This window comes from Bergeyella porcorum, assembly GCF_042427575.1.
Taxonomy (GTDB): domain Bacteria; phylum Bacteroidota; class Bacteroidia; order Flavobacteriales; family Weeksellaceae; genus Bergeyella; species Bergeyella porcorum.
Map to the genome: position 1 here is coordinate 114,300 of NZ_JBHMFD010000007.1, position 25,923 is coordinate 140,222.

Annotated in this window: 25 protein-coding genes and 1 pseudogene; all 26 read left to right on the forward strand. The window is 35.3% G+C overall.

Annotation, left to right across the window (positions count from 1 at the left end; translation table 11 throughout):
- The 26 genes and pseudogenes from ACFFUE_RS03850 to ACFFUE_RS03975 all read left to right on the forward strand — a co-directional run bounded on the left by ACFFUE_RS03850 (position 1) and on the right by ACFFUE_RS03975 (position 25,916).
- The gene (locus ACFFUE_RS03850) at positions 1–1,014 is read left to right on the forward strand and encodes a WaaS/CpsH family glycosyltransferase (RefSeq protein WP_376832890.1); all 1,014 of its coding nucleotides are present in this window, start codon (positions 1–3) and stop codon (positions 1,012–1,014) included.
- Positions 1,007–2,014, forward strand: a complete 1,008-nt coding sequence (locus ACFFUE_RS03855) for a glycosyltransferase family 2 protein (RefSeq protein WP_376832891.1) — start codon at positions 1,007–1,009, stop codon at positions 2,012–2,014. Before ACFFUE_RS03850 ends, ACFFUE_RS03855 begins: the two co-directional genes overlap by 8 nt.
- A gap of 18 nt (positions 2,015–2,032) precedes the next feature.
- On the forward strand, positions 2,033–2,974 hold the full coding sequence (locus tag ACFFUE_RS03860; protein WP_376832892.1) for a glycosyltransferase family 2 protein: 942 nt from the start codon (positions 2,033–2,035) through the stop codon (positions 2,972–2,974).
- Positions 2,964–3,875, forward strand: coding sequence for a capsular polysaccharide synthesis protein (locus ACFFUE_RS03865; protein WP_376832893.1), 912 nt, complete (start codon positions 2,964–2,966; stop codon positions 3,873–3,875). Before ACFFUE_RS03860 ends, ACFFUE_RS03865 begins: the two co-directional genes overlap by 11 nt.
- Positions 3,876–3,946: 71 nt before the next feature.
- Entirely contained in the window at positions 3,947–5,098 is a 1,152-nt protein-coding gene (locus ACFFUE_RS03870; RefSeq protein ID WP_376832894.1) for a glycosyltransferase family 4 protein, read from the forward strand.
- A gap of 1 nt (position 5,099) precedes the next feature.
- Positions 5,100–6,188 (forward strand): acyltransferase family protein, encoded by a 1,089-nt coding sequence (locus tag ACFFUE_RS03875; RefSeq protein ID WP_376832895.1) that lies wholly within the window; start codon positions 5,100–5,102, stop codon positions 6,186–6,188.
- A gap of 6 nt (positions 6,189–6,194) precedes the next feature.
- Entirely contained in the window at positions 6,195–7,202 is a 1,008-nt protein-coding gene (locus tag ACFFUE_RS03880; RefSeq protein WP_376832896.1) for a hypothetical protein, read from the forward strand.
- Positions 7,203–7,214: 12 nt separating this feature from the next.
- On the forward strand, positions 7,215–7,895 hold the full coding sequence (locus ACFFUE_RS03885; protein ID WP_376832897.1) for an NAD-dependent epimerase/dehydratase family protein: 681 nt from the start codon (positions 7,215–7,217) through the stop codon (positions 7,893–7,895).
- On the forward strand, positions 7,895–9,196 hold the full coding sequence (locus tag ACFFUE_RS03890; RefSeq protein WP_376832898.1) for a nucleotide sugar dehydrogenase: 1,302 nt from the start codon (positions 7,895–7,897) through the stop codon (positions 9,194–9,196). The genes ACFFUE_RS03885 and ACFFUE_RS03890 overlap by 1 nt, the downstream gene beginning before the upstream one ends.
- A gap of 126 nt (positions 9,197–9,322) precedes the next feature.
- On the forward strand, positions 9,323–9,907 hold the full coding sequence (locus ACFFUE_RS03895; RefSeq protein ID WP_376832899.1) for a Uma2 family endonuclease: 585 nt from the start codon (positions 9,323–9,325) through the stop codon (positions 9,905–9,907).
- A 46-nt stretch (positions 9,908–9,953) separates the two neighbouring features.
- Positions 9,954–10,343, forward strand: coding sequence for an HU family DNA-binding protein (locus tag ACFFUE_RS03900; protein ID WP_376832900.1), 390 nt, complete (start codon positions 9,954–9,956; stop codon positions 10,341–10,343).
- Positions 10,344–10,499: 156 nt separating this feature from the next.
- Positions 10,500–11,318, forward strand: coding sequence for a glycosyltransferase family 2 protein (locus ACFFUE_RS03905; RefSeq protein WP_376832901.1), 819 nt, complete (start codon positions 10,500–10,502; stop codon positions 11,316–11,318).
- A complete protein-coding gene (locus ACFFUE_RS03910; RefSeq protein WP_376832902.1) occupies positions 11,318–12,337 on the forward strand; it encodes a glycosyltransferase family 2 protein in 1,020 nt (339 codons plus the stop codon). Before ACFFUE_RS03905 ends, ACFFUE_RS03910 begins: the two co-directional genes overlap by 1 nt.
- Positions 12,327–13,397: an acyltransferase family protein gene (locus tag ACFFUE_RS03915; RefSeq protein ID WP_376832903.1), complete on the forward strand. Its 1,071-nt coding sequence runs from the start codon at positions 12,327–12,329 to the stop codon at positions 13,395–13,397. Before ACFFUE_RS03910 ends, ACFFUE_RS03915 begins: the two co-directional genes overlap by 11 nt.
- 8 nt (positions 13,398–13,405) lie before the next feature.
- On the forward strand, positions 13,406–14,569 hold the full coding sequence (locus tag ACFFUE_RS03920; protein WP_376832904.1) for a glycosyltransferase: 1,164 nt from the start codon (positions 13,406–13,408) through the stop codon (positions 14,567–14,569).
- Between the two features lie 31 nt (positions 14,570–14,600).
- Positions 14,601–15,503: a glycosyltransferase family A protein gene (locus tag ACFFUE_RS03925; protein ID WP_376832905.1), complete on the forward strand. Its 903-nt coding sequence runs from the start codon at positions 14,601–14,603 to the stop codon at positions 15,501–15,503.
- Between the two features lie 168 nt (positions 15,504–15,671).
- Positions 15,672–16,748 (forward strand): glycosyltransferase, encoded by a 1,077-nt coding sequence (locus ACFFUE_RS03930; protein ID WP_376832906.1) that lies wholly within the window; start codon positions 15,672–15,674, stop codon positions 16,746–16,748.
- Between the two features lie 29 nt (positions 16,749–16,777).
- Positions 16,778–17,326 (forward strand): serine acetyltransferase, encoded by a 549-nt coding sequence (locus ACFFUE_RS03935; RefSeq protein ID WP_376832907.1) that lies wholly within the window; start codon positions 16,778–16,780, stop codon positions 17,324–17,326.
- 157 nt (positions 17,327–17,483) lie between these two features.
- Positions 17,484–17,786 (forward strand): hypothetical protein, encoded by a 303-nt coding sequence (locus ACFFUE_RS03940; RefSeq protein WP_376832908.1) that lies wholly within the window; start codon positions 17,484–17,486, stop codon positions 17,784–17,786.
- A gap of 135 nt (positions 17,787–17,921) precedes the next feature.
- On the forward strand, positions 17,922–19,529 hold the full coding sequence (locus tag ACFFUE_RS03945; protein ID WP_376832909.1) for a SulP family inorganic anion transporter: 1,608 nt from the start codon (positions 17,922–17,924) through the stop codon (positions 19,527–19,529).
- 49 nt (positions 19,530–19,578) lie between these two features.
- Positions 19,579–20,274, forward strand: a complete 696-nt coding sequence (locus tag ACFFUE_RS03950; protein ID WP_376832910.1) for a carbonic anhydrase — start codon at positions 19,579–19,581, stop codon at positions 20,272–20,274.
- Positions 20,275–20,672: 398 nt separating this feature from the next.
- A pseudogene (locus tag ACFFUE_RS03955) lies at positions 20,673–20,933 on the forward strand (IS30 family transposase); the annotation flags it as partial.
- Positions 20,934–20,963: 30 nt separating this feature from the next.
- Positions 20,964–22,502: a helicase HerA-like domain-containing protein gene (locus tag ACFFUE_RS03960; RefSeq protein WP_376832911.1), complete on the forward strand. Its 1,539-nt coding sequence runs from the start codon at positions 20,964–20,966 to the stop codon at positions 22,500–22,502.
- 14 nt (positions 22,503–22,516) lie between these two features.
- A complete protein-coding gene (locus ACFFUE_RS03965) occupies positions 22,517–23,743 on the forward strand; it encodes a 3'-5' exonuclease (RefSeq protein ID WP_376832913.1) in 1,227 nt (408 codons plus the stop codon).
- A gap of 210 nt (positions 23,744–23,953) precedes the next feature.
- Positions 23,954–25,153, forward strand: a complete 1,200-nt coding sequence (gene lysA, locus ACFFUE_RS03970) for a diaminopimelate decarboxylase (protein ID WP_376832914.1) — start codon at positions 23,954–23,956, stop codon at positions 25,151–25,153.
- A 31-nt stretch (positions 25,154–25,184) separates the two neighbouring features.
- Complete coding sequence (locus ACFFUE_RS03975; protein ID WP_376832915.1) at positions 25,185–25,916, forward strand: energy transducer TonB; 732 nt, start codon at positions 25,185–25,187, stop codon at positions 25,914–25,916.
- Positions 25,917–25,923: the final 7 nt, after the last annotated feature.

Here is a 25,923-nt window from a genome sequence, read left to right on the forward strand (position 1 = left end):
ATGAAAAAGAAACTTATTCTTATTAATGATACCGCATTAAATGATTCTTTTACAAAATCCTTTATAAAGGAAGGATATGATGTTTTTCCTATTTTAGAAAAACCCATTGTGTGTAAAAGAAATTGGAGAACGAAGTTAACAAACATTTTTTATCGTGTTGTTTTAAAAGATAATTCTTTTTTCAAAAAGTTATTTCATAAAAACCTTGAAAAAGAAGTCTATAATAGAATAAAGAACATAGAAACTCCCATAGATTACGCCATCGTATTTAGTGCTCATTACTACTCCGAAAGGATAATTAAATTACTAAGAAAAAAATCTAAAAAACTTATTTCTTATCAGGTCGATGGCTGGGAACTATGCCACGACATTGTAAAATACCGAGATTATTTTGATAGAGTTTTCTTTTTTGACAATGATGATTTAGCAAAATATGGAGATAAGGCGTTACCATTAACTAACTGCTACTTTACGGAAGAGAATCCAAAAGATACTCCTAGTGTCGACTTATTCTATCTTGGAGGTTGGAACAACACTAGGTTTTCTTACCTTAAAAATATCCATAACCGACTAAAGGGGAAATATATATTAAAAGCATTGATGCATATCCCTGAATATAAAGAAGAAGAAAACATTTTAACCGACAACGAAGGCGGAGGAATCTATCTTAAAAATGGATCGTTTCAATACAATGAAAATATTGATTTCGTTAAAAAATCAAAGTGCATAATAGACATTAAATTTAGTTATCATAATGGACTTTCTTTCCGATTTTTCGAAGCATTATATTATAAACGAAAACTTATCACTAATAATGCAACCGTAAAAAACTATGATTTCTATCACGATAATAATATTTTTATCACGGATTTTGAAAATTTAGACGGAATAGAAGAGTTTTTAGAAAAACCGTATACTGAAATAGACCCAAAAATTGTAGACAAATATGGTTTTCCTAATTGGTCTCGCTACCTTCTAGACACACCTCCTTATCAAAAAATTACTAATGGATAAAATTTATGCTATTCAAATGAATAAACTACTTACCATTATCGTTCCGATATACAATACGCAGGAATTTTTACCAAAATGCTTAGATTCTCTCATCATCAATGAGAATCTAATGCCACAGGTAGAGGTTTTGCTCATCATAGATGGAAGCCCTGACAACTCCATAGAAATTGCACAAAAATATGCTGAAAAATATCCGCAAACTTTTGTGGTAGTTGATAAGGAAAATGGCGGCTACGGCTCTGTTTTACAACGCGGAATACAAGACGCAAGCGGAAAATACTGCAAAGTTTTAGATTCTGATGATTGGTATGATACAGCAGATTTTGAGCAACTCGTGCAACTTCTTCAAACGAGCGATTACGACATCATTGCAACCGACTATGTGAGAGAGTATGTCTTTGAAAACCGTCAAGAACTGATGTCTTTACCACTCTTGAAAAACAATCACAGATACGATTTGGACAAAGATATTCTCCAGCTCCAAGGCGATATTTTTATGATGCACAGATTGGCATACAAAACGGAAATAGTGAGAAAAGCCAACATCAGTTTCCCTACGAAAATCTCTTACACGGATACACTTTTCGCAACGATTCCGATGTTTTTTGCCAAAGATTTATATTACACCAACCTGAGAGTTTATCGCTATTTCATCGGGAGAGATGGGCAAACCATCAACCCTGCTACCATCAGAAAAAACAGAAAACAAACACAGCAAGTAACTCAATACCTCTATGATAAGTATCTAGAACACAAAGATGAGCTTTCACAGAAGAAAAATGAGTATATTCTTAGCAGTCTGAAAAGCTATATGGAGCTATACTTTAGAATACTACACCACCTTCCGTTCTCAGATGCTAAAAAGGAACTCGCAGAATGGAACCAATACATAAAAAATACGCCATACCATAAGTATTTTACCAGCAGTAAAATGTGGAAGTATTATAACTTACTACCGTATAGAGTGTTTAGATATACTTCGTTTTTGTGGAATAAATAATTAAAATCAATCATCATAATGGAAACATTAATATCAGTAATAGTCCCTTGCTATAATCAAGCTCCGTATTTGGATGAATGCTTGCAATCTGTATTAAATCAAACTCATCAAAATTGGGAATGCATTATAATAAATGATGGTTCTACGGATAATAGCGAAGAAATTATCAGAAAATGGTGTAAAGAAGATAGTAGATTCAAATATTTTTACAAAAATAATTCTGGAGTTACTGATACGCGAAATTTCGGAATAGAAAATTCAGTAGGAAGTTATATTGCCTTTTTAGATGGAGATGATGTTCTTATTCCTGATAGCTTAGAAATCAGATTATCAACTTTATTAAATAAAAATGTAGATTTGGTTTATTCCTATGCTTATGCCATTAAAGGGAGAGAATATATCACAGAAGCATTTCGCTCAATAGATACAGGGGAGATAAAAGGAATAAAAGGTATAGAAACTTTCTTAAACAATAATAGTATTGCTACATCCACTGTCCTTTGCAAAAAGGAAATTTTGCAAAATATTGGAAATTTTAATTGGGATAAAAATGCAGAAGATTTATATTGCTGGCTTGAAATGCTACTAAACAACGCTATCTTCTATGGAATGAAAGATTTTACAGTATATTGTAGAATCGTAGAAAATTCTCTCAGTTCCATTGATAGAAGATGTATGAAAGAAATTATAGAATTTATAGAAATTCTAAAACCAAGACTTATACAATATGGAGTAAATTATAGTAAATATATGAATCTTTGGATACGAAGGCATATACTGAGAGAAGATGAAAAAAGAAATATTCTCACAAACATAAAGAGTAGAATAGAGTATGTAAACACAATAGTTCCCAGCTACTTTCCAAAATATCTCATTTATTTACCTTTAAGCGAAAAGCTAACAAAAATATTGGCAATAAGAATAATGAACGCTAAAAAAAATAAAAACTATGTTCAATAAAATTGCTTTAAAAATCCGAAAACTATTTCCTAATGCTTACCAAATTTTACTCAATGTAAAACAAGGTAGGTATAAATATGTTTTTTCTAAAGATAAATACCCTTATAGCTTTTTAGCCAATACACCACCCTCTACTTATAAGGGGGAAAAAGCTCCAGAGGTAATCTATTGCTTTTGGACAGGTGATAATCCTCTCACAGAAAACAGAAAGAAAGGATTAGAAACGTTGGAAAAAACAGCTGGTATTCCTGTAAAACTCATCACACCTCAAAATTTATCGGAATATATTAAGCCAGATTTTCCACTGCACAAGGGCTATAAGTTTCTTAGCTATATACATCGTTCAGATTATTTGAGATGCTATTTTATGCATCACTATGGTGGTGGCTATGCAGATGTGAAACCTTTTGAGCACTCTTGGAAACCTGCTTTTGAAAAGCTAAATAAACATAAAAATAAATACATCATTGGCTATCCAGAATTATTATATGGAGGGATTACCCCTGTGAATCATTCTTTTCTCCCAGACAAATCAGTTTATATAGACTATGAGCAAAAGAAAGATTCAGAAGAAAAAGTTTTTAAAGATTTAGAAAAACATACTCCTTTGCTTATAGGAAGTTGCTCTTTCATCTGTAAACCCAATACCCCTATTACGAAAGAATGGTATGATGAACTCCACAAAAGAATGGATATAGCCTATGACAGCCTCAAAAAATTTAATGAAGAAGAAGAAAATACCTTTATCTACTACGATATGAAATATCCAGAAAAGGATAAAGGTTACCCTATCCCATATTTTCATCTATTGGGGCAGATCATCCATCCATTACAGTTAAAATATCATAAACACATTGCTCACTACAAAAAATTATTACCTGTGTTAAAGGATTATAGGTAAATATAATTACTTCCTCCTTCAAAGTAAGAATACGCTAAACTATCATCAAAAAAATCATCTCCCTAAAAAAAATGAACATCGTCTATTTTTTTCCTACACTAAAGGACGCTGCTGGCACAGAAAGAATGCTCAATATAAAAGCCAACTATATGGCAGATGTATTGGGCTATAAGGTAACCATTATCACCTACCGCCAATATGAAGACCCTATTTTTTTTCAGTTTAGTGATAAAATTAGAATCATCCACCTGAATATTCCAGACCCTACACAAGATTTGAAGGGATTAAACTATTGGAAAAAAAGAAAACTGTATAAAACATTTATGCAAAGCTACCGAAAAAAGGTAGAGGAATATCTATATCATAATCCTACGGACATCGCTATTTCTATGTACTTCGGAGCAGAGCATAAATTCTTACCTTTGATAAAAGATGGAAGCAAAAAGATATTAGAATACCATTTTCATTTTGATATTACACCACTGAGCAAAAAGCTAAAAGCCAAATGGACACTCAGAAACCTTAAAATGAAAATCCAAACTTGGCTATTTCAACGAACTCTCAATCGGTATGACAAAATAGTAGTGCTTACAGAAGAGGATGAGAAAGAGTGGAGTGTCTATTTTGATAATGTTACCAATATTCCCAACCCCATCACCATTGAGCCCATTACAGCAGACCCTACAATAGAGAAAGTCTTAGCAGTAGGCAGACATACCAGCCAAAAAGGATTTGATTATCTGGTAGAAGCTTGGGCTATCGTGAATAAAACATTTCCGCATTGGCAGCTGGACATCTACGGACACGGTGAGTTGGAAGAAGAGCGAAAACAACAAATAAAAAACTTAGGATTAGAGAATAGCATCCATCTGTATCCACCTGATAAAGATATTAACAAAGTCTTCTCACAGCATTCTATTTTTGCATTAAGCTCTCGGTTTGAAGGCTTCCCTTTAGTTCTGATAGAGGCACTTGCCTCTGGATTAGCCCCCGTCTCCTTTGAATGTAAAAATGGTCCCAAACAAATGATGGGAGATTCTAAACTAAAAGACTTTTTGGTAGAGCCTTATAATATCAATAGCTTTGCAGAAAAATTGATACGGCTAATGGAAAATACTAACCTAAGAAAAGAAATCTCTCAAGAAGCATTAAAAGTTTCAGAAAGATACCAAATAGACCGCATTATGAAAATGTGGGAAAGTTTATTTAATAATTTGAAATAGAATGAATACCTCACAATTAACATTTACCCGTTTTATAGCAGCTGTTGCTATTGTTTTTTTCCATTATCATAATGATATTATTTTTAAAACCAATTCAGATTTTATAGAAATATTAAAATCTAACCTCAATTTGGGAGTGAGTTATTTCTATGTATTATCGGGGTTTGTTATGATGCTAGCCTATGGATATAAGTCTTTTGTACAACCGAAAGAGTATTATATTAACAGATTTGCAAGAATTTATCCGCTACACTTTTTAGCATCTGTACTATTTATTATTGTTTCCATCTTAGTTTCAATAAAATATCTAGAGTATTATCACTTTCCAAACACATCCATACTATTAGAACATATTTTTTTAATACAGGCTTGGGTACCTCAAAATGCTCTATCTTTAAACTTTCCTTCTTGGTCAATTTCAGTTGAAATTTTTTTTTATTTATGTTTTCCTTTTTTGTTTAATTATTTTCTCAAAAAATATAACCTAAAAGCAATAAGTATCATTTCATTATTATTTTGGATTATTTGCCAAATATTGCTTAATTTGTATTATATATCTCCATATTATACAGAAGTTCCTCTACCTGGTAACAATCTATCCCTACAGCATACATTTCTTTACTTTAATCCTCTTCTACATCTAAATCAATTTATCATTGGTTTATTATTCGGAAAATATTTTATAATGTATTATAAGAAAATAAAAGGAACATATGATATACCTATTTTGATAGTATCATTTATCACTTTAGTTATGATATATTTCTTAAAAGATTTTTTTATACATAATGGTCTGTTAGCCATTAATTTTGCAATTCTAATAGGCTTAATTTCGGCAAACGAGGGTATTATTACCAAATTATTCAGAAGAAAATTTTTGATTTATTTAGGAGAAATAAGTTTTGCAATATATTTATTACAAGCTCCTATATATAGTATGGTAGAGAAAATTTTTAAAACACTAAAAGTAACCAATCCATATATACTATTTTTTACATTTTTAGTTATCTTAATCATCGCTTCCCATTTCGCATATAAATATATTGAAATTCCTTGTAAAAATAAAATTAAAAATACGCTTTCAAAATAAACAATTATGGATATCCTCATAAAAAGCTATTATCGTCCTCATCTATTAGACCGCTGTTTACGAAGCATCTACGAGCGAGTAAGAGACATACAACAGATAAAAATTACCATTTTAGATGATGGCACTCCTCAGAAATATTTGGATAAAATAAAAGAAAAATATCCTGAAGTTTCTTTTAAGTTTTCCCAATATAGAGAGGAAAAAATAAAAGCAATTTCTGAACATCTCAATGGAAATAAGCAATATTATGATGTAAGGATTCCAACTGAATTGTGGTATGATGCGATTTCAGAAGCATCAGAATATCTGATAATGACCGAAGACGATGTTTGGTTTATTGAAAATTTTGATACTAAAAAGTATTGCAAAGAAATGAAAAACCACAACATCCACATCCTAAAATTAGGAAGAATATTAGAGAAAGATTCTGACATTATACCCCATTATCCGTTAACAGATTCCATATCTTACCACAATCCTAATTTTTTTATTAAATCTAAAAAGTTTTATCACATCCTTCTGAAGAACAAATTTAACATTAAAACTCTATTAGAAAAATACAATATTTTACCTCAAAGATGGATAATGCAACTCTGGGTAATGTATGACATTCCTATGGCTATGTATCGCAGAGACTATTTACAATTCCTCTGGAAGGATAAATACAAGCGGGTAATTGAGCAACTTCAACTAAAAAATGCTGTAGATTGGGCTTTCAAACACAAAGGAAAAACCAAATACACACTGATGAATAAACGCATAATGACCACTTCTTATCGTTCCTCAGCTTCTTTCAATTCTTTTAACATCAAAGAACATTTTGATCTTATAGAATTCAATCATCTGCTAAATGAACTTTGGTTAGATGGAAAGTTTGACGAATATGAAAACTACCCTAGCGACTTCTCTGTGGATTATATTTATAGCATTTTATTAGAAAATAAGAATAAAGAATTTGCAGATAAGTGGAAAAAGTGGACGGAAGGTTTTATAGAAATGCATAAAGAATCATAAATACTATTAAAAATGATCATCGGTAACGGGCTTATCGCATCACTTTTCACGGAACACGATAGAGAAAATGTCATTTTCTTTGCATCAGGAGTATCCAACTCTTTAGAAACCAGAGACAATGAATTCCTTCGTGAAGAAAACCTTATTAGAACCACCATCAAGGAAAATCCTAATAAAATCTTTATCTACTTCTCTACTTGTAGCATTTACGACTCTTCTAAAACCGAGAGCCAATATGTTCTTCACAAGTTAAAAATGGAGCAAATCATTGCAGAACTATGTCCACAATATCTTATCTTGAGAGTAAGCAATGCCGTTGGCAAAGGGGGAAATCCCAATCTGCTGATGAACTATCTCATTCGTTCTGTAAAAAGTGGAGAAAACATCAATGTTCACACCAAAGCAACCCGCAACCTCATTGATACCGAAGACATTAAAAACATTACCCTTTTGCTTTTGGAGAAACAAGAACTGAATAAAATCGTCAATCTAGCATATTTGGAAAATTATTCTATTATTGAAATCTTGCAAATCATAGAAAAATTTTTCAACCTTAAGATTAATCTCAACCTCATCAAGGCAGGCTCAGGCTACGACATTAGCATCTCTGATATTGAAAATTATTTCATAGAACATCAACTAACCAACAAAGAAACCTATCTTTGTAGGATATTAGAGAAATATTACGCATAATGAATTCTGTTAATGATTTTAATCTGTATAAAATCGCCGTAATAGGGCTGGGATATGTAGGCTTGCCATTGGCTAGATTATTTTCCACAAAATATCAAACCATAGGTTTTGACATCAATCAATCTCGTGTAGAGGAACTGATGAAAGGGCACGATACTACCCTAGAAGTAGATGATGCTCTTTTGCAATCTGCCCTTGCCAACGGATTTGAATGCACCAGCAATCTCGATAAAATTAAAGATTGTAATGTTTACATCATCACGGTACCAACACCCGTGGATAGAAACAACCGACCAGACCTCACACCTTTGGTAAAGGCAAGTGAAATGGTAGGAAAAATCATCAAAAAAGGAGATATTATTATTTATGAATCTACGGTTTATCCTGGTGCTACGGAAGAAGATTGTATCCCCGTGGTAGAACGCATTTCAGGATTAAAATTCAACCAAGATTTCTTTGCGGGATATTCGCCAGAGCGTATTAATGCTGGGGACAAAGAGCATACGGTAGAAAAAATTATGAAAGTTACCTCAGGCTCTACACCAGAAATTGGACAGGTGGTAGATGGCATCTATAAATCTGTGATTACAGCAGGAACGCATTTGGCTCCTACCATCAAAGTAGCAGAGGCGGCAAAAGTTATTGAAAACTCGCAAAGGGACATCAATATTGCCTTTGTAAACGAATTGGCAAAGATTTTCAACCTGATGGACATTGATACCCACGCCGTTTTGGAAGCTGCTGGCACCAAGTGGAATTTTCTCCCGTTCAAACCAGGATTGGTAGGCGGGCATTGCATCGGGGTTGACCCTTATTACCTTGCACAAAAAGCTCAAGAATATGGCTACCACCCAGAAATCATCTTGGCAGGAAGACGCCTCAATGATTCAATGGGCAAGTATGTAGCAGAGCAAGTGGTGAAGGCAATGATAAAGAAAAACATCAATGTCAATGGTGCAGAAGTATTGATGCTAGGGATTACCTTTAAGGAAAATTGCCCCGATGTACGCAATACCAAAATTGTAGATGTGATTGCAGCGTTGGAAGATTTCGGCGTAAAGGTAACTACTTATGACCCTTGGGCAAATCCCGAGGAAGTAAAACACGAGTATGGCGTAGAAAGTACCACACAATTGCCTAATGAAACATACGATGCAGTAGTTTTAGGCGTGGCACATCAAGCATTTCAAGATTTGGATTTGAATACTTTAACCAAAGAAAATACCGTGGTGTATGATGTAAAGGGTATTTTGAAAAAACAAAAAACATCGCTCAATTATAACGGTATAAGTCTGTATTAAGCTATAGAATCAAATTAGTTTTTCAGTATCTTTGCAGAAATTTATGATAAAAAGAAAACTTTCATATCATTTACACATCACTTTTAATAATTATTATTAATTTTACCCATCATAAACACGCTTAATATGGAAATTACCAATATCAACCAGCTAGACCTCAATAAAGTCTATACCTATACCGACTATCTTCTCTGGAAGTTCAGCGAAAAAATAGAGCTCCTAAAAGGAAGAATCCTAAAAATGTCTCCTGCTCCCAGTAGAAAACATCAGGAAATTCTAAGAATTATCAATAGGCGTTTTGATGCTTATTTCTATCAGCAGCAGTGTAATATGTATTTTGCCCCTTTTGATGTAAGGCTCCCTAAAAAGGGAGAGACCGAAATCTACACCGTGGTGCAGCCAGACCTATGCGTGGTTTGTGATGAAAGCAAATTAGACGAACGCGGTTGCCTAGGTGCCCCAGACCTCATCGTAGAGATACTTTCCCCTGGAAACTCTAAAAAGGAAATGAAAGATAAGTTTGAGATATATCAAGAAGCAGGCGTAAGGGAATATTGGATGGTATATCCGCTAGATGAGATGGTACTCATCAATGTACTGGAAGATGGTGGCTACCATACCCAAAACCCGATAGTAGATGACTGGGTAACCTCTAGAATCTTCCCAGAACTAAAAATCCATACCGATGAGATTTTTGAACAAAAAAAATAATTTATTAGTACCATAATAATTGTTTAACCTTTTAAATTTTTTCATTATGCCAGTGCAATACACCTTAACACAGAAAGGAAACCCCTCAAACCCTGAGGCTCCTAAAAAATTCTACGCTAATGCAAAAGCCTCTGGTGAGGTAAGTTTCAAATCTTTGAGCAAAGAGATTGCGGGAAGCTCTACCACCGTGAGCGATACCGATGTGCTTGCTGTACTGAATGAGCTGAATAAACTCCTTGGAAAGCACCTCTCCGAAGGAAAAATTGTAAGATTTGGAGACTTTGGCTCATTCCAGATTACCCTTAGCAGTGAGGGAGCAGAAACGGAAGAGAAGTTCAATAGCTCGCTCATCAAAGGAGGAAAAATTGCTTTTCGCCCAGGTTCAGATTTAAAAGAAGTGCTTGCAGTTTTGAAATACGAGAAAGTGAGTAAATAAAAAAGCTCTAAATGTTTTTCTAAAAAGCCCGCCTGCATTTACAGAAAGCAGGCGAGCTTTTATACAAAAGCAGGCGGGCTTTTTAGAAGTTGCTCGCCTACTTTTCAGAAATGAATTTTAGTAATGCTTCATTTAGTAAAAATCGTTTAATAAATAATGAAATTCTCCATCCTCATTGCACATTATAACAATTTTGAATATTTTAAAGATTGTTATACAAGTATTATCCAACAAACTTTTCAAGATTTTGAAGTCATTATCGTAGATGATTGCTCTACTGATGGTTCTTTTGAAAAAGTAAAAGATTGGATAAAAGAAGATTCCCGATTCAAAATCTTCCAAAATGAAGAAAATAAAGGAGTAGGCTATACTAAAAAAAAGTGCATAGAACTCGCCAACGGAGAAATCTGCGGTTTCCTTGACCCAGATGATGCACTTGCTAGTTTAGCATTGGAGACCTGCGTTAGATGCTACACAGATAATTCTTTGGTAGCCGTGTATTCCCAATGCTCCTTCTGTGATGAAAAAATGAATCATTTATTTGTTCTCCAATCTAACACCTCAATAAAAAATAATAATCCTCTTTTTTTTAATATTTTCTTTGAAGTCAATCATTTTTTCACTTTTAGAAAAGATGCATACCTAAAAACATTAGGAATAGATGAATCCCTAAAGGTAGCAGAAGACCAAGATTTATATTTAAAACTTTATGAAGTGGGGAATTTTAAGTTTGTCAAAACTCCATTGTACCTTTATAGAAGACACTCTCAAGGTTTATCTCAAGACATAGATATAAGAAAAATAGAACAAAAAAAGAAAGACTGGACAAAGGTGTTATTTACTACGCTACAAAGAAGAGGCATTAATACTTTGTATGGAAAAAAAATAAACGAAATAAAAGACTTACCAACTTTTATCTATAACAACCAAAATACTATCTGGAAAAGAATTTCAAGAAAATTAAAAGAACTCTGATGACCGATATATTTATAAAATCATATAACCGAGCTTTTTATCTTGACCGTTGCATCTCCTCCATCTATACGATGGTAAAGGGAGCATATCGCATTGTTATATTAGATGATGGTACACCGGCTCCCTATTTAGATAAGCTACAAGAACGCTACCCGAAGATAGAAATACGCCGCTCTAAGCAATACCGCCAAAAAGCCCAAGGCGTAGAAGAAAACATCTGCTCAGGAAAACCCATTGATAGCCTCGGTATCCCTACAGACCTTTGGATAGACGCGGTGAAAAATGCTTCGGAATACTTCATCATTACAGAAGATGATGTTTGGTTTACGGAAGAAATCAATGTAGATGAATTGTCCCAAAAAGCGAAAAGTAATAACATCTCTCTACTGAAACTCGGTTGGCTCAATAATTATAAAGACGACCAATGGGTAAACCTCTCCCCTATTGATGAGCAACTGACAGCTGTACAACCCAAAGATCTTTTCCTAGCTTCACCTATGATAATGGATTGGTTCTTTTATAATAAGTATAAATTTTTTACTATTAGTTATAAACTAAAAATATTTGACAATTATACCAAACTGAAATATTGGGCATTAAACTCTATCCTAATGGGCTTTTGGCAAAAGGATTATTGGCTCTATGTATGGAAAGATGCTTATGGAAAAGTAGATGAAAAACAGCAGTTAAGAAACGCTGCAATTTACTACAGAAATCACAAAAACAATCCAAATTTCATTGCAAGACTAAAAGACGAAGCTATGCAGACCACCTTTCAATCGTCTGCTACCAACTCCTACCACGAGTATGGTTTTGAGTTTGATGTCAATTTATTTAACCACCTCATCAATGAAGCTTGGCTGAAAGGAGACTTTGATGCAATGCAAAACTTCCCAAAGGATTTTTCTTTGGATTATTTCACGCCTTTTATCGATGGGAAAATCAATGTAGAGGAGTTCAAAAAATGGGTTAATCAATTTAAAAATCAATATAGAAACTTAGGTTGTGATGTTGAATAAAAATACTACAAAACAATTTTTCCCTGCATTAACAGGCTTCCGAGCAATTGCTGCTTGGATAATTTTTGTCTATCATTTTTTTCCTTTCAAAAATGTTAACCACTCCTATCCCGAATGGATAGCAGATGTGGTTTGGGAATTTCATATCGGAGTAGATATGTTTTTTGTTTTGAGTGGATTTCTCATTACCTACCGCTATTTTGATGATCATCCTATTGATTTCAAAAAATATATGACCAACCGCGTTGCAAGGATCTATCCTATGTATTTCCTTATCACCGTATTGGTATTTATTGTAAGAACCTATCAGGCTGGCTTTTGGACAACACAAAATACCATAGAAGCCATCTTAAGTTTCACAATGACAAAAGCCTTATTCTCTGATTATTTTTCAGCAGGAATATCGCAAGGATGGACGCTTACTTTGGAAGAAATGTTCTATCTTACCGCTCCATTTTACTTTATTTTAATTAGGAAAAACAAATGGTGGCTTTATCTTCTTCCCTTTCTAATTTTCATTTTTGGAACTAGTTTAAAAACCATTTTTGAGAATTTTGAAAATTTAGGAGGTTTTTTAAATAAAAATATTTCAACCTATATTATTGAGTTTTTCACTGGAATAGGCTTAGCTTTATTAATGTTAAAATCTAATTTCAAACCCAATTTAAAAGGTATTACTTATATCGGAATCTTTTTCATTTCACTCTACTGTTTGACTATTTCAGATTTAAGAAGTAGTTTCAGTCTAAAATCAGATATAGGTAGATTTATCGAAATGGGGTTACTTTCTATATTAGGAATCGCTCCGCTTTTCTGGGGACTTATCCACGAAAAAACGATTGTTTCTAAAATCCTTTCTCTTCCCATAATGATACTTTTAGGGAAAGCTTCTTATATTTTCTACTTGATTCACAAAGGAGTTATCTCTATTTTCATAGATGAACATATTTGGAGTAATAAGGCATTTTTATTTATTTCACTCAACATTATTTCAATTATTTTATTCAAATACATAGAAGAACCAGCTAATCACTGGATTAGAAAACGATTTTCAAAATAAAAAACACAATGAACACACCCAAAAAAATAAAAATCCTTTTCAGACTTCGGTCTTTAGAAATGGGCGGCGTACCTCGCGTTGTTTTAGATTTATTAAGAAATTTACCAAAAGATAAGTTTGACTTAACCTTAATGCTCAACCTTTATCAAGGAGAATTGGTTTCAGAAATCCCAAAAGATATTAAACTGATTGTGATAGAAAAAGGGAGAGAGCAAATGTCTAAAAACTCTTTTATCCAAAAAATTCAATTAGGATTGAGAAGATTAAGACTAGAAATTTATGATTTATTTCCTTCTTTACTTTATTATTTAAAAGTAAAAGAAAAATATGATATAGAGGTTTCCCCTGGCTATGCAGAATTTGAAATGGTACTAAACTCTCCTAACAAGACTTCCAAAAAAGTCGGTTGGTTTCATACAGATGTAAGCTATGATAAAGACCAAAACCGAGTAATGAAACGCATCCAACTAATGAAACAGTTTGATTGGATGATTTTTGGAGCGGCTCAGACTCGTCAAATCATCAAGGATTTATATGGCGTAACCTATCCTAATAGTTCGGTGATTTATAATGTGATAAAACTTTCAGAATCTCGTAGTAAAGCAGATGCTTTCCCTGTAAATTACGAGACTCGTCCTGTATTTTCTTCTATGGGAAGACTTCATAGTAGAAAAGGCTATCATACTTTGGCGAAAGTACATAAAAGACTTTTAGACGAGGGATTAAATCATTCAATTGCTGTAATTGGAGGTGGAAATGAAATGCAAAATCTTCAAAATCAAGCGAAAGAATTAGGCATTGAAAAAACTTTTCTACTGTTAGATAGTCAGAAAAACCCTTGGCCATATATCAAGGCTTCAGATTACTTTGTGCTGCCATCGCAATCAGAAAGTTACCCTCTCACCATAGGAGAAGTAATGGGACTTCATAAGCCTATTATCTCCACCAATGTGGGGGGCATTCCAGAAATGATAGACGATGGTGTAGATGGAGTTTTGGTAAATTATGATGAAGAGGAAATTTTCCAAGCAATGAAAAAATTTCTTACCAATCCAGAATTTGTAGCTAAAATACAACAAGGCACCTACAATGCAGATGAAAAGTTTGATGAACAGAAGATATATCAGCAAGTAACGGAGGTGTTTACTAATCTTGTAAAAGATAGCAAATAAAACAATGTCGCATTATTTAATAAAGAAAAAAATGGAACAGATAACAATCATCACCCCTACCTATAATAGAGCTCATACTTTGCCTCGCGTATTTGAATCTTTGAAGAATCAAACTTTTAAAGATTTCAAATGGCTCATTATGGATGATGGCTCTACGGATAATACAAGTTCATTAGTTGCTAAATTTCAAGAGGAAAATGTATTCCCTATTGAATATTATGCTAATCCGAATTCTAAAAAATTCTATACTGTTTTTAAAGGGATTGAAAAAGTAACATCGCCGTTTTTTACTATATTAGATTCTGATGATGCTTATACAGAAGACGCCTTGGCAATTATGTTTAATGAAATCAGCCAATTATCTGAAGACAAATACATTTCAGCAACTTTTAATTCCATCACTCCAGAAGGTAAGCTGGTAGGAACTCCTTTTCCTGAGAATTTTTCAGGTTCAATATTAGAAATGCGCTATAAGTATAAAGTGAAAGGAGATAAACATACCATTTTTTTTACAAAAAAATACTTAAAATATCTGAAAGCGTTTGACTATCAGAAGTACAAAAACAAATATGCACCACAGAAAATTTTCTTCAATATATATGATGCCAATGGGGAGCTTTCTAAGTTTATAAACAAAGGGGTACGCATCTATCATCAGGATTTGGAGGATAGTAACTCTATGTCCCAAGACAGAGTTAAACCCTCTTCCTTCTTAGGTCTAAAAGATGGACATCTCTCATTTATTAACTGCTATGGTGATAGGCTTTTATCCTACCCTAAACCAGTATTGAGAAATCTTATTGGTTATCAATTTTATTCCTTTAAAAATAAAAACAGTATTTCTGAAATTATTTCTCAGCCTAAAAACATTAGCATTAAAACATTAGGCTTATTACTATTTCCGTTAAGTTTTATCTACCATAAAATGAAATAATAGAATAAATATAATACCACAAAATATCTCACCTTAGAAATGAAGGAGATAGATTATGAAACTTTGGGAAAATAAAGAAACACCTATAATATAAAAACTAATTTACAACCAATAATAACAAAAATAAAACAAAAGACTCACCCATTACCGAAATATACGATTAAAAAAATGCCTCAAAAAAAGTCTATCATTTTCATCCTACCAGATTTGGAAACAGGCGGTGCCGAACGCATCGTGACTACCATTGCCAACCACTTGCCTCGGGAAATATTCACACCCAAGATTATGCTCCTCCGCAAAGAAGGTGGCTACCTCAGCCTGCTAAAAAACGATGTGGAAATCATAGACCTGAAAGTACAACGCATCAGAAACAGTATTTTTCCCATTCTGCGAGAACTTCGAAAGCAAAAACCAGACATCGTATTTTCTGGATTGGGGGAAGTGAATGCTTACCTTTCTATATTCATCAAGTTATTTCCAAAGATAAAATTCATCGCTAGAGAAACCAACATTGTATCGCAGCACGTTACAAGACCCGAAATCCGTTTTTTCTATCGATTTTACAATAACTTTCATAAAATCATCTGCCAAAGTGATGATATGGTGGAAGATTTACTCCAGAATTTCAATCTGAAGAAAGACAAAATCATTAAAATCAACAATCCCGTAGATTTTGATTTCATCAATGAAAAGCTACACACCTCCGAACGCCCCAAATCATTTGTGGAAAACGCCCAACATATTGTTGCCATCGGTAACCTATCCCATCGCAAAGGCATAGACTTACTTTTAAAAAGTTTTGCCCATCTGAAAAATGACAATATCTGGCTTCACATCTTAGGAGATGGAAGGGATAAAAACCTACTACAAGAGCTCAAACAAAATTTAGGCTTAGAAAAGGTCATCTTCCACGGCAGGCAGAGCAATCCTTACCAATACTTAAAACACGCCGATTTGTTTGTGCTTTCATCTCGCTATGAAGGGTTTCCCAATGTGCTTTTGGAAGCTGGAGCCTGTGGTGTTTTTGCTTTAGCAAACGATTGCAAAGGGGGCATCCGAGAAATTATCCAAGAGGGCATCAATGGCGAAGTGGCAGATATCAACCAAAGTGAAGCCTTCGCCCTAAAAATCAAAGAAGCTTTATCAAAAAATCACAATAAACAACAGATTATCAATTCTATACACAGTAGATTGTCAAAAGATATTATTATGAATCAGTACATTGATGTATTGAGTTCGATTTGATAACTTTGTTTTAACCTAAAGAAAAGACAATGCATACCATCATTCAAAAAGATTTTTACCGAGAAAGTGGTCAATGGCTTTCTATATTTCAGATATGGAAAAAGTGTTTCAGTCCCAATCTGCATTTTATCTATCTTTTCAGGAAGTGTCAAAAACACCACCAGACACCTATCTTAGGAGTGTTTTGGAAATTGATACTTCGGCATTACCAAATCAAATATGGTTTTCAGATTTACCCCGAGACAGAAATTGGAGAAGGCTTTTATTTAGGACATTGGGGAGCTTTAGTCATTAATCCCAAAACTAAAATTGGCAGAAACTGCAATATTGCTCAGGGAGTTACCATTGGGCAAGCCAATAGAGGTAAAAATATTGGCGTTCCTACCATTGGTAATGAAGTTTGGATTGGGGCCAATGCTGTAGTTGTAGGGGGCATTCATATTGGCGATGATGTACTCATTGCTCCCAATGCGTATGTGAACACCGATGTCCCTAGCCACTCTGTAGTGATGGGCAACCCAGCCACCATTATCCCCAAAGAATACGCTACCGAGGGCTATATCAATCACAAAATCTGATTGACTCGATATTTGATAGCTCTCCTTCATCAGCGCATTCTACATTATAGATTTTTAATATTAAATTTTGTTAAAATTAAGATACAATCTATAATTATGACGCTTCATTTATTTTTTATCGCTTATATTTGTGGCGTCAAAGGGATTTTCATACTCTGTGAAAAAGGTTTTAAACATATTAGCTGCATTGATATTCATCAATTTTTTAGCATTACCTAGTATTGCTAAGGTGCTAGATTTTGAACTACCGCAGACCAATATGGTATTCACAGAAGAGGAAGAATCTCACTCTTCGGCAACTTCCCTATTTGAAAAAAACATCCCAAAAACACTGAATGTTCACGAGTTTTTGAAGTTTTTTCCAGCAGTAGAAATTGCCAATATTTCATTTCCAGAATGGGTAGAAACCACCAATCTATCCCCCTATTTATCCATTGTTTCTCCGCCCCCAGAGTTTTAATCATTACTTTTATTTTTTGTTTATCCCCTATTTTTAGAGAGATAAGCATTGCTGTAACGCTTTGTAAAAAGCAAATGATTTAAAACTTAATAATAGTGGTATAACCTTATATCACGAAATGTACTTATTTTCAAAATGAAAAATTCAAAAAATTTAATGGGGCAAATTAAGGAGAATTTCCCTTCAGGTTTAGTTGTATTCTTAGTAGCATTACCCTTATGTCTAGGGATTGCGTTAGCATCTGGAGCACCTCCATTGGCGGGGATTATTGCAGGAGTTATAGGTGGTATTGTGGTGGGATATATCAGTAATTCTCATATTTCAGTATCTGGTCCTGCGGCAGGTCTTACGGCAATTATCTTTGCTGCCGTAACAGAGTTGGGAAGCTTTGAACTCTTTCTTTGTGCGGGCGTTATCGCTGGGCTTATCCAATTGGCTCTCGGCTTTATGAGAGCAGGAAGCATCTCCAACTATTTTCCGAATAATGTTATCGAAGGAATGCTTGCCGGTATCGGGGTAATTATCATTCTGAAACAAATCCCTCACGCCTTAGGTTACGATGCTGATTTTGAAGGCAATGAAACCTTATTCAGCAATGGATACAGCTTGGAAGCCATCAGCACCTACTTTACCACGCTATTCAGTTCTATTCAGCCTGGTGTAGTGATTGTTACATTAGTTTCTATGGCAGTGCTTTTAGCTTGGGACCACATCCCAGCTTTGAAGAAGCTAAAACTTCTCCCTGGTGCCTTAGTAGCCGTAATTTTAGGAATTTTAATCAATCAATTCTTCATCAGTACAGGGAGCTCTTTAGCCATTGGAGAGGCTAATTTGGTAAAACTACCTGTCCCAAAATCAATAGACGATTTAAAAGATATGGTAACCTTCCCAGCAGTAGAAGGCTTTATGAACCCCGCCGTTTGGGTGGCAGGTGCTACCATCGCGGTAGTGGCTTCTATTGAAACGCTACTCTGTATAGAAGCAGCCGATAGAATGGACAAAAAAAGAAGAATTACCGATACCAACCTAGAGCTAAGAGCCCAAGGTATTGGAAACTTAGTAAGTTCTTTTATTGGTGGACTCCCAATGACTTCCGTAGTGGTTCGTTCATCAGCGAATGCCAACTCTGGAGCCACCTCCAAAGTTTCCGCCATCATTCACGGTGTTTTATTGCTGCTTTGTGTGCTAAGCATTCCTGCATTGCTCAACAAAGTTCCTTTGGCAACATTGGCTGCTGTGCTTATTTTAGTGGGATACAAATTGGCTAAGCCTGCTACCATTATGCACTTCTGGCACAAAGGAAAGTATCAGTTTATTCCGTTCATTGCTACCATTATAGCCGTAGTAGCCACCGACCTTCTGAAAGGGGTGGGCATCGGTATGGCAATTGCTATCTTCTACATCCTACAAGGGAATATGAAACGGGCTTATTACTACAGCCGAGAAGAGCTGGAAGATGCCGATGAGGTGAAACTAAAACTAGCAGAAGAAGTTTCTTTCTTGAACAAGGCAGCAATCAAAAAGACTTTGAAAAACATTAAACCAAATTCCAAAGTGATTATTGATGCCTCTACCACATCCTATATCACTTCTGATGTGATAGAACTGATACAAGATTTTGCCAACATCCGTGCTCAAGAGGAAAATATAGAAGTGGAACTGATTGGCTTCCGAACCTCGTACAAAGATTATGAAAATGACCAACATTCTCACATTATCATCGGGCATAGAAGTGCAATGTAAAAATTAAATCTTAAATTTAAACACCATTAATAACTAAAAAAATACGATTATGTCAGTATCTTACAAAACCATATTTGAAAACAACCAAAAGTGGATTCAAGAAAGACTTAACGAAGACGCAGATTTCTTCAACCGCTTATCCGAAGGACAATCTCCAGAATATCTTTATATTGGTTGCTCCGATTCTCGTGCTACGGCAGAAGAATTGATGGGACTAAGACCAGGAGAGGTATTTGTGCACAGAAATATTGCCAATGTGGTGAATACCTTGGATATGAGCTCTACTGCAGTGATAGAATACGCCGTGAGCCACCTCAAAGTGAAACACATCATTGTATGCGGTCATTATGGCTGTGGTGGGGTAAAGGCAGCTATGACACCTCAAAATCTTGGACTGCTCAACCCTTGGCTAAGAAACATCCGTGATGTATATAGACTGCATCAATCTGAATTGGACGCCATAGAAAACGAAGATGAAAGATACAACAGATTGATTGAACTGAATGTACAGGAACAAGCCATCAATGTGATTAAAATGGCGTGTGTACAAGAGCGTTACATTGATGAGCATTATCCAATTGTACACGGATGGGTGTTTGACTTGAAAACGGGAAAACTAAAAGATTTGGAAATTGATTTTGAGAAAATCCTCCACGATATCCAAAAAATCTACAACCTTACCGATTCCGATTGGAATATGAGTAAGCGTGAAAATAAAAACTTGGTGGAAAACACCACAAAATAATCCCAACTTTATTCAATTTATTTTTCATAAGCAAAGAAGCTGTCCGAAAAGGGCAGTTTTTTTATGTCTAATCTTCCCCAAAAACCGAAACGAAAATAAATATAGTTTTTAAATTTTGGGAGTCCTAAACAAGTATATTTGCAAACAATTAATAACAACGGAAAAGTTACTTTTATAAGCTGAATCTGCCCCTTGTTGCAAATACGCTTGAATTTTGCATCTTTGTTCCAATGTTAAATGACTCATATTTAGTTACTTTTGGTCGAGAGCAAATATGAGAAAAAATTTCATTTAACCCAAGGGAAGTTTCGGCTTCCCTTTTTTATTTGCCCTCTCTAAAAAGTTACCTTTGTGAGTTGAATGTGCCATATAAAATATCGAATTAATTCGCAAAGCACAAGGAGCTTTCAGAGCGTTTGAATTTTGATTATTACTTTGCTCATCCCTACCACAGCTGGGAACGAGGCTCAAATGAGAACTATAATAGATTGTTAAGGCATTATTTCCCAAAAGGTTATGATTTTAGCCAGATAACACAAGAACGATTAAAGGAAGTTCAAGAAATTTTAAATACCAGGCCAGGGAAAAGGTTTGGATTTTTAAGTCCAAAACAAGTATATTTGAAAACTATTAATAATAACGGAAAGTTACTTTTATAAGTAGAATCTAAGTTTTTTAATTTTGAAAGTATGGCTGATAAAGCAAAATTTATAGAAGAGCTCAATGCGAGATATACCGCAAAAGGAGAGAGTATTATTTTAGGAAAAGGAATTTTAGATGGGGAGGTAATTCCAGAAGTAGGCGTGGCTCTGCCACTGAAAACCATTAATAGACACGGGCTTATAGCAGGAGCTACAGGAACGGGAAAAACCAAAACCGTTCAGGTGTTTGTAGAGCAACTGTCACACGCGGGGATTCCTTCTTTGGTGATGGATATCAAAGGTGATTTTTCTGGAATTGCAATGCCAGGGAAGGAGAACGATATCATCAAAGACCGCTATGCTAAAACCCAACTCAACTGGCAAGCTCAAGGTTTTCCTGTGGAGCTGATGTCCATTTCAGGTAAAGATGGGGTGAAACTTCGGGCTACGGTAACGGAATTTGGACCTGTTTTACTTTCTAAAATATTGGAGCTGAACGATACGCAATCCAGCATTATGTCTATCGTATTCAAATATTGTGATGACAAAGGGCTGCCGCTTATCGATTTAGACGATTTGAAAAAAGTCCTTCAATATGTTACCGAAAATCCACAAGGTAAAGCCGAGTTGGCTAAAGATTATGGTTCTATCTCTCCAGCATCTTTGGGAGCTATTTTGCGTTCCATTGTGGCGTTGGAACAGCAGGGAGCTACGCAGTTTTTCGGAGAACCAAGCTTTGATGTGGAAGACCTTTTGCAGCAACGCGATGGTAAAGGTGTGGTGAATGTTTTTCGTGTGTCTGATATTCCTACTCAACCGCAGTTGTTCTCTACCTTTATGCTATCATTGTTTGCGGAGATTTATATGACTTTTCCAGAGGTGGGCGATGCTGGGAAACCGAAGTTGGTTCTTTTCATCGATGAAGCTCATTTGATATTCAAGGAGGCTTCCAAGGCTTTGCTTTCGCAGATTGAAACAATGGTGAAGCTTATCCGTTCTAAGGGTGTGGGCATTTATTTCATTACCCAAATTCCAGGCGATGTGCCAGAGAATGTTTTATCACAATTGGGCTTGAAAATCCAGCACGCCCTCCGTGGTTTTACAGCAAAAGACCGAAAAGAAATTGATAAAGCGGTGCAAAACTATCCGCTGACGGAGTATTACGAAACCAGTCAGCTGATTCAGAATTTGGGAATTGGAGAAGCCTTTGTTACGGCATTAGATGAAAAGGGGATTCCTACGCCTTTGGTGCATACTTATCTGATTTCTCCAGAATCTCGTATGGATGTCCTAGAGGATAGTGAGATAAAAACTTTAACCGCTCAATCTGATTTGGTGGCGAAGTATAGCCAAACGGTGAACAAGGCATCGGCGTACGAACTGCTTACCCAAAGAATGGAACATGCGGTGTCACAAACTCCTGAAACCAAAACCACCACGAGAAAAACTACAGAGAAGCCAGAGCCTAACTTATTGGAAAGCGTGATGGGCAGTAAGATGGGACGCACTTTTACAACCACCTTGGCAAGAGAAGGGGCTAAGTTTGTACTAGGAATGCTGGGATTGGGAGGAAGAAAGAGGAGGTAAAGGAACTTTGGTAAATGTACACAATAATAGACATAGAAGGCAATGGTGGAGCTTTTAGAAAAGAGAGCATCATAGACATTGCCATTTTTAAATACGATGGACACGAGGTGGTGGATCAATTCATATCTTTGGTGAATCCAGAAAGCGACATTACACCCTTTGTGCAAAAACTAACGGGAATTACGCCTAAAATGGTGAAAACCGCTCCGAAATTTCACGAAATAGCCAGACGCGTGGTGGAAATTACAGAAGGAACAACGCTGGTGGGGCATAATATCGATTTTGATTATCGGATGCTTCGCCAATCGTTTAAAAGGTTGGGGTATGATTTTAAAATTCAGACTTTGGATACCATTCCTTTGGCTCAAAAATTAATTCCCGAAGCAGAGAGCTACTCGTTGGGAAAATTAGTAAAATCATTGGGGATTCCCTTAGTGGAACATCATCGTGCAGGAGGCGATGCAAGGGCAACTTTGGATTTGTTTAAATTGTTGATAACTAAGGATGTTGATAATGAGATTATTCAAAAACAATACGAAGAAACCAACGCCAAGACTTATGTGAATAAAATCCGAGAGTTGACACAGGATTTGCCCAATGAGCAAGGGATTGTCTATTTTCAAGATGGGGAAGGGAAGATTCTCTTTTCAGATTTTGTGGATGATATCAATCGGTTTGCGAAGAAAATTTTCAATTCTAAGGCTAAAAAATTTCTGGCTGTTCAGGAGAATACCGAGCAGGTGCATTATGAAATTTCAGGAAATTCCCTCGTGGCTCAGTTGCTGATGGCGTCCAAGGGTATTCGGAGAAAAGGTGTTTTGCCATTTGGGCTGTATCACCGCAATGGAAAATACTTTGTGGAGAAAAATACACTCCGTAAAACAGAAAAACCATTGTTGAAGTTCAAATCGTTTACGCAGGGTTTAAAGGCGTTGAATTACATCAAATCTCGTGAGGAGTTTAATGATAGTGAGCAATTTAAAGCTTTGATGGAATTGAAACATCGCTCAGAGCTATGGCTTATTGCGGGTAGAACGATGGGAGAACGAGCATTTTTGATTCTGAACAATGGAGTGGTGGAGGCGTATGGCTTCTATGAACTTCATACGCAAATACAGACTTTGTCTAAGCTCAATCACCTTAAAATTCCCGTGAAAATAACTACGGAAGATTTTACCAACGAGCTGAAAATGGTATTGCTGAAAGGAGAGCTGAAAATACAACCATTATCACAGAAATAAAATTTTTCTTGTGAAATTGGAGATTAACCACTACTTTTGACAAAATTTTTATTGATACAATGTATAGCGGATTCACATCAAAGAAGAAAGTAAAGGGGGAGAAGAAATTCTCTCAAGCTTTCGTGTGAGCCGTTATCTTTAAATAATGCAACTATTTTGGCAGGCTCTCTTTGGGTCTGCTTTTTTTTTGAATTTAAAATAATTTAAGATATGAAAAATCAGCAATTGCTAGATATTGCCAATGAATTTGGAACGCCTGTGTATGTTTATGATGCAAACTCTATACAAGTGCAATATGAAAAACTAAAAACTTCGTTTAGTGACTCTACCCGATTTTTTTATGCGTGCAAAGCCCTTACCAATATTAATATTTTAAAGTATATTCAGCAGTTGGGAGCCAATCTAGATTGTGTTTCCATCAATGAGGTGAAACTAGGTTTAAAGGCAGGTTTTACTCCAGAACGCATTCTTTTTACGCCCAATTGTGTGGACTTAGCTGAAATTGAAGAGGCAATGAGCTTTGGGGTACATATTAATATTGATAATATCTCCATTTTGGAACAGTTTGGGAATAAATATGGCAATAGCTATCCTATTTTTATCAGAATCAATCCGCATATCTACGCAGGTGGCAATCACAAGATTTCCACAGGTCACATCGATTCTAAATTTGGAATTTCTATCCATCAGATGCGTCATATAGAGAGGATTATGAAATCCACTAATCTTTTAGTGGAAGGGTTGCATATGCACACGGGAAGTGAGATAAAGGATGCTGATGTTTTTCTTCAAGGTTTGGAAATAATGTTTGAACTTTCGGAGCAGTTTCCAGATTTGAAATACATAGATATGGGAAGTGGTTTTAAGGTGCCTTATCAAGATGGCGATATGGAAACCGATGTGAAATCTCTCGGAAAAAAAGTAGAAAAAGTGTTCGAGGGTTTTAAGCAAGAGAGTGGAAAGGCATTGGAGCTATGGTTTGAGCCAGGGAAATATTTGGTCTCAAAATCAGGACATTTTTTGGTAAAAGCCAATGTGATTAAGCAGACCACGGCAACGGTTTTTGTGGGAGTTAATTCAGGATTCAATCATTTGATTCGTCCTATGTTTTATGATTCGTATCACATTATAGAAAACTTGTCTAATCCGCAAGGAGCAGAGCGTATCTATACCGTGGTGGGGAATATCTGCGAGACCGATACCTTTGCGTGGGATAGGAAAATCACTGAAGTGAGGGAAGGCGATGTTTTGGTGTTTCGCAATGCAGGAGCCTATGGTTTTGAGATGAGCTCTAATTTTAATTCCAGATTGAAACCCGCGGAAGTTTTGTTTTTAGATGGAAAACCTTATTTGATTCGTAAGCGAGATGAGTTTGAGGATTTATTGAAAAATCAAATTGAAGTGTTGTAAAAAATGGTTAGATTTGCGAAAACGAAATAATATGAATTTTCTAAAATCTAAAATCTCACTATTGCCAATGTTATTGGTAGCTTCTTTAGTAAGTGGTCAACAAGTTGTGGAGCAGTATCCTAAAGGTCAAGAGAATTATCACGGTGGCGAAAAGCAATTTTATAAAGACTTTCAGAAAGTTTTGTTGGAGCAAAATTTAAAACCCTGCGAAAATAAAGCGGAAGTTTATACGATGAGGGTATTGGTTTATCCAGATGCTAGTATCAAGTTCATTAAGCCAGATGATGAAAAAGAAGTAGAGGATAATCAATGTACTTTTAAGATGATGAGAGAGGCCTTTAAGTATATGGATGGGTGGAAGCCAGCGGTAATTAATGGTCAGAAAGTGATTGCATCTACAAGTTTTATGGTGTATCCTAATGATATGTTTGACAATTATAAAGAAGGATATGTACTTGATATTAAGAAAGCTGAATTTAAAGGAGGAATAGATGCGTTTCGAAGAAAAGTTTATAGTAACATAAATGTGAGACCTTTTATAGGGACAGGAAAGGTGAGAGTGGCGGTTACATTTACTGTGGAAAAAGATGGAAGTGTGCAGAATGTTGAGATGGAGGAGAGTTCTTATAATGAAGAGTTTGATAAAATGGTTATCAATTCTATTCTTTGGGCATCTAGAAAGGGGTGGGAGCCAGCAATGATAAATGGTAATGTACCTACGAAGTTTCGTTTTAGACTTCCATTGACATTCAATTTTGAATAGGATTTAA

Bases quoted from the DNA above. Each gene is read 5' to 3' on its own strand.
- ACFFUE_RS03850 (WP_376832890.1), top strand. From the start codon at position 1: ATGAAAAAGAAACTTATTCTTATTAATGATACCGCATTAAATGATTCT.
- ACFFUE_RS03855 (WP_376832891.1), top strand. From the start codon at position 1,007: ATGGATAAAATTTATGCTATTCAAATGAATAAACTACTTACCATTATC.
- ACFFUE_RS03860 (WP_376832892.1), top strand. From the start codon at position 2,033: ATGGAAACATTAATATCAGTAATAGTCCCTTGCTATAATCAAGCTCCG.
- ACFFUE_RS03865 (WP_376832893.1), top strand. From the start codon at position 2,964: ATGTTCAATAAAATTGCTTTAAAAATCCGAAAACTATTTCCTAATGCT.
- ACFFUE_RS03870 (WP_376832894.1), top strand. From the start codon at position 3,947: ATGAACATCGTCTATTTTTTTCCTACACTAAAGGACGCTGCTGGCACA.
- ACFFUE_RS03875 (WP_376832895.1), top strand. From the start codon at position 5,100: ATGAATACCTCACAATTAACATTTACCCGTTTTATAGCAGCTGTTGCT.
- ACFFUE_RS03880 (WP_376832896.1), top strand. From the start codon at position 6,195: ATGGATATCCTCATAAAAAGCTATTATCGTCCTCATCTATTAGACCGC.
- ACFFUE_RS03885 (WP_376832897.1), top strand. From the start codon at position 7,215: ATGATCATCGGTAACGGGCTTATCGCATCACTTTTCACGGAACACGAT.
- ACFFUE_RS03890 (WP_376832898.1), top strand. From the start codon at position 7,895: ATGAATTCTGTTAATGATTTTAATCTGTATAAAATCGCCGTAATAGGG.
- ACFFUE_RS03895 (WP_376832899.1), top strand. From the start codon at position 9,323: ATGGAAATTACCAATATCAACCAGCTAGACCTCAATAAAGTCTATACC.
- ACFFUE_RS03900 (WP_376832900.1), top strand. From the start codon at position 9,954: ATGCCAGTGCAATACACCTTAACACAGAAAGGAAACCCCTCAAACCCT.
- ACFFUE_RS03905 (WP_376832901.1), top strand. From the start codon at position 10,500: ATGAAATTCTCCATCCTCATTGCACATTATAACAATTTTGAATATTTT.
- ACFFUE_RS03910 (WP_376832902.1), top strand. From the start codon at position 11,318: ATGACCGATATATTTATAAAATCATATAACCGAGCTTTTTATCTTGAC.
- ACFFUE_RS03915 (WP_376832903.1), top strand. From the start codon at position 12,327: ATGTTGAATAAAAATACTACAAAACAATTTTTCCCTGCATTAACAGGC.
- ACFFUE_RS03920 (WP_376832904.1), top strand. From the start codon at position 13,406: ATGAACACACCCAAAAAAATAAAAATCCTTTTCAGACTTCGGTCTTTA.
- ACFFUE_RS03925 (WP_376832905.1), top strand. From the start codon at position 14,601: ATGGAACAGATAACAATCATCACCCCTACCTATAATAGAGCTCATACT.
- ACFFUE_RS03930 (WP_376832906.1), top strand. From the start codon at position 15,672: ATGCCTCAAAAAAAGTCTATCATTTTCATCCTACCAGATTTGGAAACA.
- ACFFUE_RS03935 (WP_376832907.1), top strand. From the start codon at position 16,778: ATGCATACCATCATTCAAAAAGATTTTTACCGAGAAAGTGGTCAATGG.
- ACFFUE_RS03945 (WP_376832909.1), top strand. From the start codon at position 17,922: ATGAAAAATTCAAAAAATTTAATGGGGCAAATTAAGGAGAATTTCCCT.
- ACFFUE_RS03950 (WP_376832910.1), top strand. From the start codon at position 19,579: ATGTCAGTATCTTACAAAACCATATTTGAAAACAACCAAAAGTGGATT.
- ACFFUE_RS03960 (WP_376832911.1), top strand. From the start codon at position 20,964: ATGGCTGATAAAGCAAAATTTATAGAAGAGCTCAATGCGAGATATACC.
- ACFFUE_RS03965 (WP_376832913.1), top strand. From the start codon at position 22,517: ATGTACACAATAATAGACATAGAAGGCAATGGTGGAGCTTTTAGAAAA.
- lysA (WP_376832914.1), top strand. From the start codon at position 23,954: ATGAAAAATCAGCAATTGCTAGATATTGCCAATGAATTTGGAACGCCT.
- ACFFUE_RS03975 (WP_376832915.1), top strand. From the start codon at position 25,185: ATGAATTTTCTAAAATCTAAAATCTCACTATTGCCAATGTTATTGGTA.